The organism is Spartinivicinus poritis (genome assembly GCF_028858535.1).
Lineage (GTDB): Bacteria > Pseudomonadota > Gammaproteobacteria > Pseudomonadales > Zooshikellaceae > Spartinivicinus > Spartinivicinus poritis.
In genome coordinates this window covers 111,208-128,358 of sequence record NZ_JAPMOU010000012.1, presented here as the reverse complement: position 1 = coordinate 128,358, position 17,151 = coordinate 111,208, and the positions used below count along the sequence as shown (strand labels likewise).

The window sequence follows — 17,151 nt, the reverse complement described above, 5'->3', positions numbered from 1 at the left end:
GAGGGGCAAGAAAGTAACAAGAATAAGAACCCATACTACGCGCCCGTAGTAGACCAGTTGAGAAAGTAAAATGAAGGACAGTCCAATTTGGCAGCCCTCTGCTGAACGTATCCAGCAAGCGAGAATCACCCAGTTTCGTCAATACCTTGAGCAACAGCAACAATGCTCATTATCTGATTACCCTGCCCTATATCAGTGGTCCATTGAAAATATTGCGACCTTTTGGAAGAGTATCACTGAGTTCTGCCAGGTGAAGTTTCATCGCCCCCCTCAGCAAACCTTAACCAATGAACAACCCATGCAGGATGCCCAATTCTTTACCAATATACGGTGGTTCCAGGGTAGTACCCTTAACTACGCTGAGCATTTACTCAGTCGCCGTGATAACCATCCTGCCATCATTAGTTATGATGAGTCAGGCCGCCGCCAGCAACTTAGCTATGCAGAGCTATTTGAGCAAGTCACTGCTGTCAGTTATCAGCTCAAAGCCATGGGGGTAGCAAAGGGTGACCGGGTGGTGGGGATGCTGCCTAACTGCTCTGAAGCGATTATTGCTATGTTAGCGACAGCCAGTTTAGGTGCAGTCTGGTCTTCCTGCTCACCTGACTTTGGTACCCATGGGGTAGTCGATCGGTTTGGCCAGATTGAGCCTAAAGTGTTTATTGCCTGCAGCGGTTACTACTACAACGGCAAAGTGATTGACTGTCGTCCCAAGCTGAAGCAAATCCAGCAGCAATTACCCAATGTCCACCACACGGTTATTCTTCAATTTTTGGAGCAGCCTTTGGATATTAGTGAGCATGCTAAGAGCACTGACTGGGCAGAACTACTGGCAACACCACCGGCCGATTATCAATTATGCTTCGAGTCATGTGCCTTTGATGATCCGCTCTTTATTTTGTATTCATCTGGCACCACTGGAAAGCCAAAGTGTATTGTTCATGGTGTAGGTGGCACCCTCCTTCAGCATTTGAAAGAGCATCAACTGCATACTGACATTACCGACCAGGATGTGCTGTTTTATTTCACTACCTGTGGCTGGATGATGTGGAACTGGCTGGTTAGTGGGTTAGCCTCTGGTGCTACCTTGGTGCTTTATGATGGCTCCCCTTTTCACCCTGAGCCCACTGTGTTGTGGGATATGGCTGAAAAAGAGCACATTTCTGTATTTGGTACCAGTGCTAAATATATTGCAGCCCTAGAAAAAGCCGAGGTAAAGCCCGCTCAATCCCATCAATTGCCTGCCCTGAAAGCCATCTTATCCACTGGCTCTCCCCTCAGCCACGAAAGCTTTGATTATGTGTATCGGGATATCAAGCAGGATGTTTGCTTATCCTCCATTTCTGGCGGTACTGATATTATTTCTTGCTTTGCTTTGGGCAACCCTACCCTGCCAGTCTATCGTGGTCAGTTGCAATGTCGCGGATTAGGTATGGCTGTGGAGTTTTACAATGAGGCAGGTGAAGCAATCACTGGTGAGAAAGGCGAGCTGGTTTGTAAACAGCCTTTCCCTTCCATGCCTATCGGTTTCTGGCAAGACCCAGATGGAAGCAAGTATCACAAAGCTTACTTCAGTAACTTTCCTGGTATTTGGTGTCATGGGGATTACGGCGAGTTAACTGAACAGGGTGGCGTCATTATCCATGGGCGTGCGGATGCAGTACTGAACCCAGGAGGAGTGCGGATTGGCACGGCCGAAATTTACCGCCAGGTGGAACAAGTGCCGGAAGTGTTGGAAAGTATTGCGGTAGGTCAGCAATGGCAAGATGACGTGCGTGTGGTGCTGTTTGTCAAGCTGAAGCCTGATGTGCATTTAACTGAACAACTGACCACCACCATTAAAAAAACCATTCGTGAGCATACGACCCCTCGCCATGTGCCAGCCAAAGTCTTAGAGGTGGCTGATATCCCCCGTACTATTAGCGGCAAAATAGTCGAGCTGGCAGTACGAAAAGTGATCCATAACGAAACCGTCGATAACACTGATGCTTTAGCTAACCCTGAAGCGTTGGAGTATTTTCGAGGTCGGAAGGAGTTGTTGGAAGAATAATTTGATCACTTTGACATACGGGCTAGGTAAGCGATCCAGAACACGCAGCAAGTCCCTCCCTGGATGCTCTAATCGGCATCCATGCCTCATAAGGTTCTGCATCACTTACCTACCCCTTCCTTAAAGCCGCCTTGCACCAGCAAATAGCCTGAAAAAGTTCTCAGTGGTTTGCTGAGCCAGTACATCAAATGATTCGCCCCGTAATTCAGCCAAACACTTCGCTACTTCCACCACATACTGTGGTTCATTGGTTTTACCACGATAAGGCACTGGTGCCAGATAAGGCGAATCCGTCTCCACTAATAGGCGATCTAGTGGCACTTGCTTAGCGACTTCATGGACATTGGTAGCCTTCTTAAAAGTTACAATCCCAGAAATTGAAATATAAAAGCCCAAATCCATGGCTTGCTTGGCCATATCCCAGTCTTCGGTAAAGCAATGTAAAACACCGCCTGCTTGCTCAGCCCCTTCTGAACGCAGAAGTGTTAACGTGTCTGCTTTAGCTTGGCGAGTATGAATTACCAGCGGCTTGTTCAACTGTTTCGCAACCGCTATATGATCTGCAAATGATTTGAGCTGCTCGGCCTGGGAGTGCTGATCATAGTAATAATCCAGCCCAGTTTCTCCAATTGCCACTACCTTTTCTTGACTGGCATGGCTGATTAGCTCCTCAACAGATAGTGACCCTTCAGCAGCGGATAATGGATGAACACCGACACTAGCCCAGACATTGTCATATAGCTGCGCTATCTCAACCACTGTGTTGATATTGTCCTTATCCACAGCAATTGCTAAAAAGCCAGCAACCCCTCGATTACTCGCTTGTTGCAAAGCAGCTGATAAATCACCTTGATAAGGCGCTAAATCAATACGGTCTAAATGACAATGTGAGTCAATTAACATAACAGCAGAACCTAACCTGTAATACGTACTGGGTATTACCCATTCTAATCAGTAAAGTAAATCCGTAATGTTTGGTATTACTGGATACCGTAAAATACGACTTAAAGTAATTTCTTAAAATAAATAAAAAACCCGTGTAAAAACACGGGCTTAGAAGAACTTATTAACAATGAGCGTTACATAGTATGGGTCGGTCTATCAGACTGTAGTGCTCCAGCCAGGTAGGTTTCAATTTTATTTCGAGCCATATCATCCTGCCCGTTAAATTGTACACCTATGCCTGCAGCACGGTTACCTTGAGCACCCTTTGGAGTGACCCATACTACCTTACCTGCAACAGGAATCTTTTCTGGCTCATCCATCAAATTAAGCAGCAAGAACACTTCATCGCCTAGCTGATAAGTCTTATTAGTTGGAATAAACAGCCCACCATTCCCCACAAAAGGCATATAAGCCGCATAGAGCACCGCTTTATCCTTAATGGTTAATGACAAGATTCCGTTTCGTGGACCAAACTTAGGAGGTTTCATGACAACAGCCTAACTGTATTCAATCTATCTAATGGATTGTTAGATGAAGCCAGCCAATAAACAGGCTTTCCAACATTAACTGCTTATTCTGGTTTGCCGCACCTAACAGCCGCTGACGCTGTTCAGACAGCCACATATAATAACCATAGAGTCGAGTTACACCTGCTTTAGTTGAAACATAACTCAACATTTTAAGCATATCCTGATTTTTGATGAATGTCTCATCTTTTGCCATCGCCCACTTAATCATCTCTGCCAACCAGTCTACCAGCCAGTCAAATAGGCAGAGTAAATCTTCATTGAGCCATTCCTGAGCAGCAGCCACAGGGGTTTTCTGTCCTTTGGTAATTGCTGCCAAGCAGGACTGTAATGCCTGACGCTGCTTCAGCCGCTGTTCCTTGTGGAACGTTAAGGCTGTAAGGGGCTGATAATGAGCGGCTACTAATAAATTTTCTAAGTCGCTATCAGGCAGTGACTGGTGTAGCAGCCAGTCTTTCGCTAATTCTAACTCTGGAAGTGGAAATGCCAGTACCTGACAACGGCTTTTGATGGTTGCCAGCAATGCACTGGTTTGCTCACTCAGTAACAACAAAATCGTATTGTGACCAGGCTCTTCCAGACACTTCAGCAAAGCATTGCTGGCATTGATGTTCATGGCATCTGCTGGGTCAATAATAATCACCCGATAACCACCTTGCTGAGCAGTTTTGGCTGCAAAATCAATGAGCTGCCGGATTTGATCAACCTTAATTGGCTTGCCGGTTCCTTCAGGTGCAATCTGCAAAATATCTGGATGAGAGCCTGCATTAAATAACAGGCATGATTTGCATTGCTGACAAGGTGCAGTAGTGTTTACATTTGGCTGCACACACAGCAACAGCTGGCCAAACAATTGAGCAAAGTGCAGTTTCCCTACTCCTGGCATACCATGCAGTAAATAAGCATGAGCCAGCTTTTGTTGATGACGCTGAGCCATTAACTGCTGCCATTGCGCTAATTGCCAAGGCAATGGCTTAGCTTCAAAGCTAAGCATGTTGCTTTACAACCTTGGCCAATACCTGTTCAACCTGCTGCTGAACCTGTGCCAGGGGCTGACTTGCATCAATAAGGTAGAATTGTTCAGGATATTGCTTGGCTCTTTCCAAATAGGCCTGTCTGACCCGCTCAAAAAAATCGATGGTCTGGCTCTCTATACGGTCTAGCGCTCCTCGCTTAGCCGCTCGCTTTAACGCATCTGCTACCGGCATGTCTAGCAGCAGTGTGGCGTGAGGTCTAAGTGAGCCCTGCACAAGTTGCTCAAGCTGACTGATTTGAAGGAAATCACCTCCTCGCCCGCCGCCTTGATAAGCATAGGTGGCATCTGTAAATCGGTCACAAACCACTATTTTTTGTTCAGCCATAGCAGGTTTGATTACCTGCTCAAGATGCTGAGCCCGGGCCGCAAACATCAACAATAACTCAGTGAGATCGGTAACAGGCTCCTGCTGTGGCGCCAATAACAAGTTACGGATTGTCTCAGCAAAGGGGGTTCCCCCTGGCTCTCTGGTGGCTATACAAGGCAGGCCATTAGCATGTAGCCAGTTAGTAATAAATGATATACAGGTAGACTTGCCTACCCCTTCAGAGCCTTCCACGGTAATGAATAGACCTGACTTCAGTTTTGACATGGTATTTTGCTTAAAAATTACTTAATTATTAACTGGTTGAGAGCGATAGTTAGCACGCCGGTTTAACTGATATTTACGCACTGCTCGATTATGCTCTTTAAGCGTTGCAGAAAAATAGTGACTACCATCCCCTTTAGCTACAAAGTACAAGGACTTACCAGGCGCTGGATTTAATACGGCGTTAATTGCAGCTTTACCCGGTAAGGCAATCGGTGTAGGGGGTAAGCCCTTAATGGTATAAGTGTTATAAGGGGTTGGCTGGCGTAAATGCTTACGAGTCAAATTGCCCTGGTATTTTTCCCCTAACCCATAAATAACCGTAGGATCAGTTTGTAACCGCATCCCTTTTTCCAGACGACGAGTAAACACGCCAGCAATTTGGGGCCTTTCACCTGCAGTGCCTGTCTCTTTTTCCACAATTGAAGCCATGATAAGCACTTCGTAGGGTGATTGATAAGGGAGACCTTCTTTGCGCTGCTGCCATTCTTGTGCAAGTACCTTATCCATCTTCCGGTATGCTCGCAGCAGTAAGTCTTTGTCACTCATACCCGCAGTAAAAAAATAGGTGTCAGGAAAAAACAACCCCTCTGCATGCTTGCTCGGTAGCCCTAGTGCCTCCAATAAGCTTTCTTGATCTACTGATACTGGTAAAGTATGGGTAATTTGAGGATGCTTGGTAATAGCACTCAACATTTGCTTCACATTCCAGCCTTCAACCAGAGTAACGCTGTACTGCCGCTGCTTACCGTTGACGAGTGTACTCAATAAATCCTGATGATTAGCATTCGCTTGTAATTCAAACTCTCCCGCTTTTAGCTGATGGGCTTTGCCTTTGGCTCTAATGTAAAGTGCAAATAGCCAATCATACTCAACCAGCCCTTGTGACTTCAACTGTTGAGTAATCTGCTTGACAGAAGAACCACTGGCAATGGTAAGAGTGGTTTGCTGTTGAGCCTTTAGGGGCTGCTGGCCATACATATCAACCCCATAAATTAGCGCCCAGGCAGCGGCAACTAAAGCGATGCCGGCAAGAAAAAGCAACAATGTTATTGTTTTGAAAATAAACGTTCGCATGGCATTACAGCATTTATCAGTGCCTGCAACTGCTGAGTCAAGGAGCCTAGAGGCCAAGACCACTGGCGGTAAGCTCTGACTGGCCAGACTCCTATCACACTATTACAGACAAATACTTCTTTGGCCTTGGCAAGATCAGCAACAGTGTAACACTCCTGTTTCGTCGTAATACCCAGCTGCTGTGCTTGTTGAAGCACAAACTGGCGACAAACGCCAGCCACTCCACAATCATTTAGGTTTGGTGTGTGCAACTCACCATTATCGGCCACCCAAAAAACATTGGTCATTGTGCCTTCTACAATATGCTGGTTCAAATCTAGCATTAGCCCTTCTGCAAACTGGTTATCATTCCACTCTTGCCGGGCCAGCACCTGCTCAAGCCGATTCAGATGTTTTAAGCCTGCTAGTAAAGGCTGATGCCCCAATAAGCTCTGACAATCAAATAGCTGAATACCTTGTTGGAAATTTTTCGCAGGGTAGTTAGGCAGTGGATACCATAACAGCAGCCGCGTTGGCTGATTGGCACCTGAGGGGCTATAACCACGACCACCTGAGCCACGGGTAATCATAAGCTTTACGATGCCATGATCCTTTTGCTTAACAATAAAACCCTGTAGCTCTTGCTCAACAATGCCTGGCTCAATGGTTATGCCAAGACGCTCGCAACCCAGCAAAAGTCGCTCTAAATGCTGCTGCCACCAAATAGGCTGCTTGTTATCCACTCGGATGGTTTCAAACAAACCATCGCCATAGTGCAACCCTCGATCTGTTGCTGGCAAGTCAGCAACTGCCTCACCATTTAGCCAACCGTTATTTAATCGACCTTGTTCAGCCAACCTATCTACTACCTCTTTTGCAGAGTGTTGCAAAAGTCATTTTTAGCACTTTACCCCTTTGAGCTCGTTGCTAAAGCTTGGAAATATGGAGTGATAGGGTGCTCTGGAACGGCTGCCGGGAACAGCTAAAGCTCTAAAGGCCAGGGATGGCCTTGTAGAGCGGTGGAAGAATACCCTGTTACTCCATATTTATTCTCCAGTACCTTTTCGCGACACTCTTACGGGGAGAAAAGGCTTGATTTGAAGTACTTTTGCAACACGCTCATTATCAATAAAAGCTTACTTGAGCCAGAGGTTAGACTTTGGCAAATACCAGTGAAGCATTCGTACCACCAAATCCAAAAGAGTTTGATAGCGCATACTCTATCGCCAACGATCGTGCTTCATGTGGCACATAGTCAAGCGTACATTCTGGATCCGGGTTATCTAGGTTGATAGTAGGCGGGACAACCTGGTCACGAATGGCCAACGCAGTAAACGCCGCCTCTATAGCTCCTGCAGCGCCCAATAAATGCCCGGTCATTGATTTGGTAGAGCTCATTGCCAATGCAGTCGCATGGGATCCCATCAGCTGCTCAACTGCTCGAGACTCTGCCACATCACCAGCTGGTGTAGAAGTGCCGTGAGCGTTAATGTAATTAATTTGTTCAGGAGGCAGTTTGGCATCTTTTAAAGCATTCTTCATCGCTTTGAGTGCTCCACGGCCATCCTCAGGCGGTGCAGTGACATGAAAGGCATCGGCGCTCATACCAAAGCCTGTCAGCTCTGCATAAATAGTGGCACCTCGACGCTTAGCATGTTCGTACTCTTCTAGCACCAACACACCCGCCCCATCACTCAAGACAAAACCATCACGATCTTTATCCCAAGGGCGACTGGCTTTTTCTGGATCATCATTACGAGTCGACAAAGCCCTTGCAGCACTAAACCCTGCCATACCGATTGCTGCTGAGGCTTTTTCAGCTCCGCCAGCCACCATGATATCAGCTTCGTCATAAGCAATATTGCGTGCTGCCAACCCTATACAGTGGGTACCTGTGGTACAGGCGGTGCTAATGGCATAGTTTGGACCCCGAAGGTTATACATCATGGATAACTGGCCACTAGCCATATTGACAATAGAGGCTGGAACAAAGAAAGGAGAAATTCGTCTCGGCCCAGATTGATTGAGAATCTGCACATTCTGCTCAATGGTGGAGATGCCCCCTATACCTGAACCAATCACCGTACCAATCCGATCTGCATTAGCATCAGAGACTTCAAAGCCAGCATCTTTTATGGCTTGAATTGCTGCAACCAAACCATACTGAATAAACATATCTATTTTGCGGGCCTGTTTTGCAGGCATATACTCAGTAATATCCAAGTCCTTGATGGCACCTGCAAACTTCGTTGGCAGGTTTGCTACATCCATAAAATCAATAGTGCTGATGCCACTTTGACCAGCTAGTATTTTTTGCCAGGTAGCTGAAACCGTATTTCCTAATGGAGTCACAAGCCCTAAACCGGTAATCACCACTCGTCTGCGAGACACTAATGCTCTCCCCAAATAAATAGCTAGCTATCAACGAAGAATATAAAGCAGCAATAATGAACGATATTGATGCAGATATTTCTTCCACAATTACAAATCAATTAGTTGTTTAACTAAACGCCGCTTGTTTTACGACAAACGAGCAAAAAATATTAAGGAATTTCTACGGTTTTATGAAATTCCAAACACCACACATAGGGTATACACTGATAATTTTAGCTTGAAACAGGCTTCAACGTTTTTTTAAACACCACTACCAAAAGACAAGGATCAGCCCCTATGAGGCGTAAATCGCTGAGCAATATTTTATTAAACGCACATCAAAATTGGAACAAGCCTTTGCCGTATCACTATAAATAGCTGTACTACCAAAAATACAGCGTATAGCACTGTCTTCAAGCACAACAAAAATAAGCCACAAATAAAAAGCCGTTCAGAATATGAACGGCTTTTTATTTAAACGAACGAGAAGCAAATAAAATTACTGATGCTTAATAACGTAATCAATTGCTTCTTGAACAGTTGTAATTTTTTCTGCTTCTTCGTCAGGAATCTCGGTTTCGAACTCTTCTTCTAAAGCCATTACCAGCTCAACAGTGTCTAGAGAATCAGCGCCAAGATCGTCAACAAAAGATGCGCCGTTTGTCACTTCTTCTTCTTTAACGCCCAATTGTTCGCAAACGATTTTTTTGACGCGTTCATCAATGGTACTCATACCTTGTTCTGCTCCTATCTAGTTATGCAGTCTCGCTGCAGAGGTAAGTGTATAAAAACGTTTGTGATGAATGCAAGTTTCACCACCCCCAAAAATTACCGGGTATTCTAGCAGCACTTTTGGGGAGTACAATGGGAATTATCAATTATCCCATGTACATACCCCCATTTACATGGAGAGTCTCGCCAGTAATGTAGCCTGCAGGCTCACTGGCAAGGAATTTAACTGCTGCTGCAATTTCCTCTGGTTGCCCCAACCGAGTCAGTGGAATTTGCCCTAGTAATGTTTCTTTATGCGCTTCTGGCAGCTCACGAGTCATATCCGTATCAATAAAGCCAGGGGCTACCGCATTCACTGTGATATTACGTGCGCCCAGCTCCCTTGCTAATGAGCGGGTAAACCCTTCAAGTCCTGCTTTTGCAGCTGCATAATTAGTTTGCCCTGCATTGCCCATGGAGCCTACCACAGAGCTGACGTTAATAATGCGCCCCCAACGAGCTTTTGTCATTGCTCTCAAGCAAGCTTTGCTCACCCGGTACAGCGAAGTGAGGTTAGTGTTAATCACTGAATCCCACTCGTCTGCTTTCATCCGCATTAATATATTGTCACGCGTAATACCGGCATTATTAACCACAACTAACGGGTTACCACCCAATGTATCAGCAATGTTTTTCAAGCTTTGCTCAACAGAAGCATCATCACTTACATCTAAAACAAAGCCCTGACCACCATTACCCAGCTCTTTTAAATAGGCGGTAATAGCCTCAGCACCTTTTTCAGAAGTTGCCGTTCCAGCAACGGTAGCGCCTGATTCAGCTAACGCTTTAGCAATGGCTTGACCAATACCCCGGCTTGCCCCAGTTACCAGGGCGACTTTTCCAGTTAAATCCATTGTTTCTCTCGATTATCAAATGAGTTCAACTAACTACTAATTAATTAGCACTTAGCTAATTAATTGGCATTTAACGCAGCCACTGCCGCTTCAAGTGCTTCAAGCTGCTCCAATGAAGCCACCGTTAAACGACGATTAATACGCTTATTTAAGCCAGATAGCACTTTACCAGGGCCACACTCATAAATAGTGTCAACACCCGCATCAGCAATCGCCTGAACAGTATTTACCCATAGTACAGGGTTATATAACTGCTTAACTAAATTATCTCGAAGCTGTTCTACTGTATTTGCTGTTGCAGCAGTCACATTCTGCAATACAGGTATTTTGGGCTGACTTACATCAATTTCGGCTAGTGCTTCAGCTAGTTTCTCTGCAGCCGGCTTCATTAACAAACAGTGGGAAGGCACACTGACTGGTAAAGGCATCACTTTTTTAGCGCCTTTGTCCTTTGCCACAACCATGGCACGTTCAACAGCTTCACGATGCCCAGCAATCACAACTTGGCCAGGAGAATTATAGTTAACAGGTGCTACTACTTGCTGCCCAGCTGTTTCAGTACATGCCTCTGCTACTGCCTCATCATCAAGACCGATCACTGCAGCCATCGCACCTTCCCCTTCAGCAACAGCCTCCTGCATTAAGCGCCCTCTCAGCCTGACCAGCTTAACCGCATCAGCTAATGACAGGGACTCTGCACAAACCAGCGCCGAATACTCTCCCAAGCTATGTCCAGCCATCAGCGCAGGGGTAGCTGCCGTTTTTGCTTGCCATAAACGCCATAAAGCCACACTAGCGGTGAGTATTGCTGGTTGGGTCTGCTCAGTTTGATTCAGTGCTTCAGCAGGTCCTTGTTGAACCAGCTGCCACAAATCATAGCCAAGCGCAGCAGATGCCTCAGCAAATGTTTCCTGAATCACTGACTGCTCAGCAGCAATTGCTGACAGCATACCTACTTGTTGCGATCCCTGGCCGGGAAATGCAAAGGCAAATTGTGTCGTCATGTAAATTGCAATCCTCTGACTTATCAGTCAATAAAAAGCCGCCATTATAAGCGAAATATTCAAAAAAGTATCTGAGAAATTATTAATCTAAACAATGTGTCTTATTTAACAGTGAAATTACTGCTTATGTTTTATTTAACAACCCAGTAATGACAAAAAATTGAAACCCAATAACAGCTATACACCGCACCTGTCTGATGTTACTACGCTACAAGTGCTGTAGATATACTCACTGCTAACAACTTAGCAAGCTTAAAATACACTTACTGATAAAGTATTGACTTAGTCTATTTCGAGCCAAGCTTCTAGGGCTTCATTCAACACTTGAGGTAACTTAAGCTGGGCTTGCTGATAAGCCTGCTCAATTGCCCAGCTAAAACCTAAACTATCAGCATGACCATGGCTTTTTACCACAGTTCCTTGCAAGCCTAGCAAGCAAGCACCATTGTATATTCTGGGATCAATTTGCTGATGTAGCTTGTAAAAAAAGCGTTTCGTAAACCAGCGGGTTAGCGGGTTCCGCAACCAAGGCCCAGCCATTTCCTGTATTGACTCTAAAATAAATTCCGCCAACCCTTCACTGGTTTTTAATGCCACATTCCCAACAAAACCATCACAAACAACAACCGAAGTCTGCCCCTGAAACAGCTGGTTGCCTTCAACATAACCTGTAAAGTTAAGCTTTGGATTGCTTTCAATCAGCTGTCTCGCCAGCCGCACTTGCTCATTTCCCTTAATCGCTTCACTACCTACATTCAATAAGCCAATAGTTGGAGAATCTACGCTATGTAAACATTTGACTAATAATGCTGCCAGCACAGCAAACTGATACAGATGCTCTGAATGACAATCGACATTGGCTCCCAAATCCAGTAGATAGCTTACCCCCTTCCGAGTAGGTAACCGACTGACTATTGCCGGCCGATCAATACCAGGCAGTGTTTTTAGCACATACCGGCCAATCACCATCAGAGCCCCCGTATTACCTGCACTCACACAGGCATCTGCCTGACCCGATGCAACCAGCTCAATTGCCTGGCGCATGGAGGCTTTCGGTTTGGCACGCAATGCCCAGGTTGGCTTATCAGCCATTCCAATAACATCTGGGGCATGAACAATATCAAATTGAGTAGATTGATCAGGAAAGGCTGTTAAATGACGTTGAATGAGGGTGCGATCACCCACTAGGATAAGCTGACAAGAACGTTTGGGCTGAAGGCTTAACCACTGAACGGCAGCAACTATAGTGCTGCGGGGACCCAGGTCCCCACCCATTACGTCAAGCGCAATGGTCGTTAACTGGGTCAAGGATTACTCGTCGTCTTTGCTAGCTACGACTTTACGACCACGGTAAAAGCCATCTGGCGAAACATGATGACGACGATGGGTTTCACCCGTGGAAGCATCCACAGTTAACGCAGCACTCGTCAAGCTATCGTGTGCACGACGCATACCACGCTTAGACCGAGTTTTACGGTTTTGTTGAACAGCCATGAAAAGCTCCTTAAGTCTTCGACTTTTTCAAGGAAGCCAACACTGCGAATGGGTTTTTGGGTTGCTCTGATACTGCTGAGTCATCTTCAGCATCAGGGTCTAACCACTCCATTTGCGGCTGGCAAACTGGGTCCTCGTGAGCAGGTACAATTGGTAGATTTAGAATAAGTTCTTCATCTATCAACCTGGCTAATGAAAGGTGTTCATCAGCAACCACGATCGGATCCAGATTATCAGGCAATTGCTTGCCGGATTCATCACTCCAGACAACAGCCAGCAGGATATCGCTCGTTACACTTAGTGAGACAGGCTCTAAGCAACGCTGGCAGGTCATCTGCACTTGGGCAGTCAGCTGCCCAGAAATAACAAAGTGACCTTCTGCATCTTGAGAAAAATTCAAATCAGCCTCAACCTCACCTTCAGTATTGGTAAGGTAATTTGCTAACTGCTCAAGATCAGCAACAGGCCAACGCCCCTTTAAGCTGACACTTTGCTTAGCCAGTCGTCGGGGATCAACTATTTTGGGTAAATGACCTTCTAACATAAGCGCGCAATAATAGGCATAGTAGTGGTAGCTGTCAAAGGGTTTATTGCCGATTCTGGTGCAAACAGCTAATGCGCATTATTATCTAACGTCACTAAAGTTAAGCTGCTAACTATTAATACTGCAAATGACTGATTTTCAACTAATCCTAGCGTCCAGCTCACCCTACCGCAAAGCATTATTAAGCAAACTACAGCTCGCTTTCCTATGCAGGTCACCTGATATTGATGAAAAGCCGCTGATTAATGAGCTACCAGAGCAAATAGCAAAGCGCCTGACCATTGCCAAAGCAGCTGCAGTTGCCAAACATTATGAAGGTACCTGTCATTTGATTATCAGCTCTGATCAGGTAGCCAGCCTTAAAGACCAACTCTTAGGCAAGCCAGGTAACTTTCAAAATGCCCAGCAGCAGCTAAGAGCCAGTAGTGGTAATACCGTTATTTTTTATACAGGGCTATGCGTTTGGAATTGCAAGACTAACGAGCACCTTTATGCAACCTCACAAACCAAAGTTATATTCAAGGTGCTAACAGACCAGGCTATTAATCGGTATTTACAAATCGACCAACCTTTCGATTGTGCAGGTAGTTTTAAGTGTGAGTCGCTAGGTATTGCTTTATTTTCCAAACTGGAAACTGACGACCCAAACAGTTTAGTTGGACTTCCACTGATCAAGCTAGTAAACATGCTAGAAAGGATGGGAGTAAAAGTGCTTTAAAGAGGCGTTGTAGCTATAGAGGAAATAGGAAGGCTGATCAGCCTTCCTATTATTACGTAGCTTTTGCTTGTGCTATTGCAGCTTAATGGTGCTGTTAACGCCAAGTGACTGACTGATACCAACACCAATACTGGTACCCAGCTGTTTAGCAAAGCGCTCTAGAGGGTTTTCCTGAGGTGTAAAGTCAACTAACTCTTCAACACCAATGATTTCTCTAGCCACATAGCTGGTACTACCTAAACCATCAATCAAGCCAAGCGATACCGCTTGCTCACCAGACCAAACCAAGCCACTGAATAGCTTCGGATCCTCTTTAAGGCGCTCACCTCGCCCTTTTTTCACACTATCAATAAACTGCTGGTGAGTAGTATTAAGCACATCCTGCCAAAACTCCGTCTCATCGTCTTTAGGCGGTAGGAATGGATCAAGAAAGCCTTTATGCTGGCCTGCAGTATAAACACGACGGGTAACACCTACCTTATCAATAGCTTCAACAAAACCAAAGCCAGAAGCCACTACCCCAATCGAGCCAACCAAACTGGCTTTATCAGCATAGATTTCATCTGCTGCAGAAGCGATATAATAAGCACCTGACGCTCCTAGATCAGCAATAACTGCATACACTTTCTTTTCAGGATGCAATTCACGTAGCCGCTTAATCTCATCATAGACATAGCCAGACTGTACTGGGCTACCACCTGGGCTGTTAATACGCAGCACAATCGCTTTAGTGCCTTTATCTTCAAACGCAGCACGTAGCCCAGTCACTATATTGTCTGCACTGGCCTGCTCATCAGCTGCAATCACACCATTCACATTGATAACTGCCGTATATTCACTTCCCTTTGCTGCCTTACTGATATTCATATTGGCAGCCATGGCAATGACATAAACTAGAAATAAAAATAAATAAAAGAAAGTCAGCAGCTTAAAGAAAATCCCCCAACGTCGTGAGCGACGCTGCTCAACTAGGATTCCACCCACCAGATTTTCAATTAATAACCACTGCCGATCTTTTTCTGGTGGTATATTAAGGTTCTCTCCACTCATTCCAAACAAAGCTCCAATATGACTACTTAATGTCCACCAGCCAGTTTACCAGCTCTTGAAATTGATCAACACACTTTATTGGTGAATGATCCAATAAACGCTGTTTAGCGTGAACTCCATAGGTAACGGCTACTCGATCAATATTGATTGCAGCTGCCATCGCCACATCATATTCTGAGTCACCTACCATCAATACCTGATCTGCTGCTAGCTGAGTTTCATCTAGAATTTCTCTTAGCATGAGTGGATCCGGTTTAGAGCGGGTTTCATCTGCACAACGAGTCACTTCAAACAAGTCATGCCACTCTCGCTGGCTCAGCATTCGATTCAAGCCGCGACGACTTTTTCCCGTAGCAACCGCTAACCGATAGCCAGCTTGCTTCAACACTGTCAATCCTTGCTCAACACCAGAGTACAGCGGAGCTGGCTTAGCCTCCCCCATTAAATAGGACTCTCGATATTGATTTCGAAATTGCTCATGGCTATTAATATGCTCTGGATACAACTTCATAGTGGCTTCAGGCATACCAAGCCCAATCACATCTTCGTAAGCCTCTTCAGCTAATACAGGCAGTTGACTTGCTTCCGCCGCCGCCCTCAAACTATGAACAATACGACTGATTGAATTAACCAGCGTACCATCCCAGTCAAATACAATTAATGAATAGTGCTTAGCTTTTGCTCTGGCAGGTAAATCACCTTGGCACAACGATATATCCATTAAGGCTCCTAACAAATTGCAGCTATTTTGACTTCAGTTGCGTAAGCGGTTGCAAAATTGACTCAGGCAACGGTGCTTCAATATAAAATGGCGTGCCATCAGGTAAGTCGAAAGATAATTGAGCTGCATGCAGGCACAATCGGTTGAAGCCTACTGCTTTTAGTTGGCGGTTCATAGCGAAATCACCATATTTCTCGTCGCCCACAATCGGGTGACCCGCGTACTGTGTATGCACTCTAATTTGATGAGTGCGCCCTGTAATAGGCTTTGCTTGAACCAAGGTTACCTCAGAGTAATATTGCAATACTGCAAACTCTGTTAAAGCCTGCTTACCCTGTGGATCGACCTTTACTACTCGCTCTCCAGCTCTTGGCTCATTTTTCCTTAAAGGTGCTGCTATCTGCTGACGACGCTTTGGCCAGCGACCTAATACAACTGTGTGATAAATCTTATCAATATTACCCAGACGAATAATCTCATGAAGATAACGCAACATACTACGCCGTTTAGCAACCAGCAAGCAGCCAGAAGTATCTCGATCTAACCGGTGTACTAGCTCTAGTCCCTTACAATCAGGACGTAGCATTCTTAGCCCTTCAATAACACCATAGCTAATGCCACTGCCTCCATGAACAGCGAGCCCTGATGGCTTATTCAGCACCAAAAACTGGTTATCCTCATATAAAATCGACTGCTCTAACTCTTTTAACACCTTTTGATGAGGCTGTACTACAGGTGCAGCTTGGCTAACACGAATGGGTGGAACTCGTACTATATCGCCTGCCAACACACGATACTCAGGTTTGACTCGCGCTTTATTTACCCGCACTTCCCCTTTACGAATAATGCGGTAAATTTTGCTCTTAGGAACACCTTTTAGGCGAGTCGTTAACCAGTTATCCAGTCTCTGGCCTGCTTGTTCAGCATCAATAGTTAAATATTGGACGGTTTGATTAAGGTTCACGTACAACTCTTGGAGGGCTAACCAATAATAAGAGCGCTAGTTTAGCATTTTTTGTATTAATTGAAGCACTTATAAATTACTGATATATTTGGCCCCTGCTATAATTAGGTCACTGGTTAAGCGTTATGGCAATCACTCAAGATTTAAGACCATAGTAACCAGTTGCAGACGTCAATTGCATTTAGCTTATTTTTAGAGTGCAACTGGCTAAAAGCATAAATAAGTAATTGAAATTATTAAGATTAGGGCATACACACCACGTAATTTCACTTTATTAGAGGTGTGTATAATAAATATGCTACTAATCAATAGAAGCACCATATCAGATTCTGTGTAAGTGTGGAGATAAATTGTCGTTAGCATGCAGAGAGAACGACCAGCAACCTTAACAACCTATGTTGCCAAACTTGCAAAAACTCCGCACAGGTGATTAAGCCCGACATGAAAGGGTCGCT

General features: G+C 45.2%; 18 protein-coding genes. 2 read left to right on the top strand and 16 right to left on the bottom strand.

Annotation, left to right across the window (positions count from 1 at the left end; translation table 11 throughout):
* Window positions 1–70: 70 nt before the first annotated feature.
* Complete coding sequence (locus ORQ98_RS11695) at window positions 71–2,050, top strand: acetoacetate--CoA ligase (RefSeq protein WP_274688989.1); 1,980 nt, start codon at window positions 71–73, stop codon at window positions 2,048–2,050.
* A 120-nt stretch (window positions 2,051–2,170) separates the two neighbouring features.
* On the opposite strand, the gene ORQ98_RS11690 is transcribed toward ORQ98_RS11695, so the two are convergent.
* The 13 genes from ORQ98_RS11690 to ORQ98_RS11630 form a co-directional block, all read right to left on the bottom strand.
* Entirely contained in the window at window positions 2,171–2,953 is a 783-nt protein-coding gene (locus ORQ98_RS11690; RefSeq protein WP_274688988.1) for a TatD family hydrolase, read from the bottom strand.
* Window positions 2,954–3,129: 176 nt separating this feature from the next.
* On the bottom strand, window positions 3,130–3,483 hold the full coding sequence (locus tag ORQ98_RS11685; RefSeq protein WP_274688987.1) for a PilZ domain-containing protein: 354 nt from the start codon (window positions 3,481–3,483) through the stop codon (window positions 3,130–3,132).
* Window positions 3,484–3,511: 28 nt separating this feature from the next.
* Window positions 3,512–4,516 (bottom strand): DNA polymerase III subunit delta', encoded by a 1,005-nt coding sequence (locus ORQ98_RS11680; RefSeq protein ID WP_274688986.1) that lies wholly within the window; start codon window positions 4,514–4,516, stop codon window positions 3,512–3,514.
* On the bottom strand, window positions 4,509–5,150 hold the full coding sequence (gene tmk / locus ORQ98_RS11675; RefSeq protein ID WP_274688985.1) for a dTMP kinase: 642 nt from the start codon (window positions 5,148–5,150) through the stop codon (window positions 4,509–4,511). The genes ORQ98_RS11680 and tmk overlap by 8 nt, the downstream gene beginning before the upstream one ends.
* A gap of 21 nt (window positions 5,151–5,171) precedes the next feature.
* The gene (gene mltG, locus ORQ98_RS11670; protein WP_274688984.1) at window positions 5,172–6,224 is read right to left on the bottom strand and encodes an endolytic transglycosylase MltG; all 1,053 of its coding nucleotides are present in this window, start codon (window positions 6,222–6,224) and stop codon (window positions 5,172–5,174) included.
* Window positions 6,197–7,060 (bottom strand): aminodeoxychorismate lyase, encoded by an 864-nt coding sequence (pabC, locus tag ORQ98_RS11665; RefSeq protein ID WP_274688983.1) that lies wholly within the window; start codon window positions 7,058–7,060, stop codon window positions 6,197–6,199. The genes mltG and pabC overlap by 28 nt, the downstream gene beginning before the upstream one ends.
* Window positions 7,061–7,355: 295 nt before the next feature.
* Entirely contained in the window at window positions 7,356–8,594 is a 1,239-nt protein-coding gene (gene fabF / locus ORQ98_RS11660; protein WP_274688982.1) for a beta-ketoacyl-ACP synthase II, read from the bottom strand.
* A gap of 481 nt (window positions 8,595–9,075) precedes the next feature.
* Window positions 9,076–9,309, bottom strand: a complete 234-nt coding sequence (gene acpP / locus ORQ98_RS11655; protein WP_274688981.1) for an acyl carrier protein — start codon at window positions 9,307–9,309, stop codon at window positions 9,076–9,078.
* Between the two features lie 145 nt (window positions 9,310–9,454).
* A complete protein-coding gene (fabG, locus tag ORQ98_RS11650) occupies window positions 9,455–10,201 on the bottom strand; it encodes a 3-oxoacyl-ACP reductase FabG (RefSeq protein WP_274688980.1) in 747 nt (248 codons plus the stop codon).
* A 59-nt stretch (window positions 10,202–10,260) separates the two neighbouring features.
* Window positions 10,261–11,205, bottom strand: a complete 945-nt coding sequence (gene fabD / locus ORQ98_RS11645) for an ACP S-malonyltransferase (protein WP_274688979.1) — start codon at window positions 11,203–11,205, stop codon at window positions 10,261–10,263.
* Window positions 11,206–11,487: 282 nt separating this feature from the next.
* Window positions 11,488–12,513 carry a phosphate acyltransferase PlsX gene (gene plsX, locus ORQ98_RS11640; protein WP_274688978.1) on the bottom strand — a complete coding sequence of 342 codons (1,026 nt, stop codon included), beginning with the start codon at window positions 12,511–12,513 and terminating at the stop codon, window positions 11,488–11,490.
* A gap of 3 nt (window positions 12,514–12,516) precedes the next feature.
* Window positions 12,517–12,699 (bottom strand): 50S ribosomal protein L32, encoded by a 183-nt coding sequence (gene rpmF / locus ORQ98_RS11635; RefSeq protein WP_180567041.1) that lies wholly within the window; start codon window positions 12,697–12,699, stop codon window positions 12,517–12,519.
* A 10-nt stretch (window positions 12,700–12,709) separates the two neighbouring features.
* Window positions 12,710–13,243, bottom strand: coding sequence for a YceD family protein (locus ORQ98_RS11630; RefSeq protein WP_274688977.1), 534 nt, complete (start codon window positions 13,241–13,243; stop codon window positions 12,710–12,712).
* A 127-nt stretch (window positions 13,244–13,370) separates the two neighbouring features.
* Between ORQ98_RS11630 and ORQ98_RS11625 the strand changes: the two genes are divergently transcribed.
* Window positions 13,371–13,961: a Maf family protein gene (locus ORQ98_RS11625; RefSeq protein WP_274688976.1), complete on the top strand. Its 591-nt coding sequence runs from the start codon at window positions 13,371–13,373 to the stop codon at window positions 13,959–13,961.
* A gap of 72 nt (window positions 13,962–14,033) precedes the next feature.
* On the opposite strand, the gene sppA is transcribed toward ORQ98_RS11625, so the two are convergent.
* From sppA to rluC, 3 genes are read right to left on the bottom strand one after another with little or no spacing between them, the layout of a single operon-like run.
* Window positions 14,034–15,011, bottom strand: coding sequence for a signal peptide peptidase SppA (gene sppA / locus ORQ98_RS11620; RefSeq protein ID WP_274688975.1), 978 nt, complete (start codon window positions 15,009–15,011; stop codon window positions 14,034–14,036).
* Between the two features lie 22 nt (window positions 15,012–15,033).
* Window positions 15,034–15,732 (bottom strand): HAD-IA family hydrolase, encoded by a 699-nt coding sequence (locus tag ORQ98_RS11615; RefSeq protein WP_274688974.1) that lies wholly within the window; start codon window positions 15,730–15,732, stop codon window positions 15,034–15,036.
* 22 nt (window positions 15,733–15,754) lie between these two features.
* Window positions 15,755–16,696, bottom strand: a complete 942-nt coding sequence (rluC, locus tag ORQ98_RS11610) for a 23S rRNA pseudouridine(955/2504/2580) synthase RluC (RefSeq protein ID WP_274688973.1) — start codon at window positions 16,694–16,696, stop codon at window positions 15,755–15,757.
* Window positions 16,697–17,151: the final 455 nt, after the last annotated feature.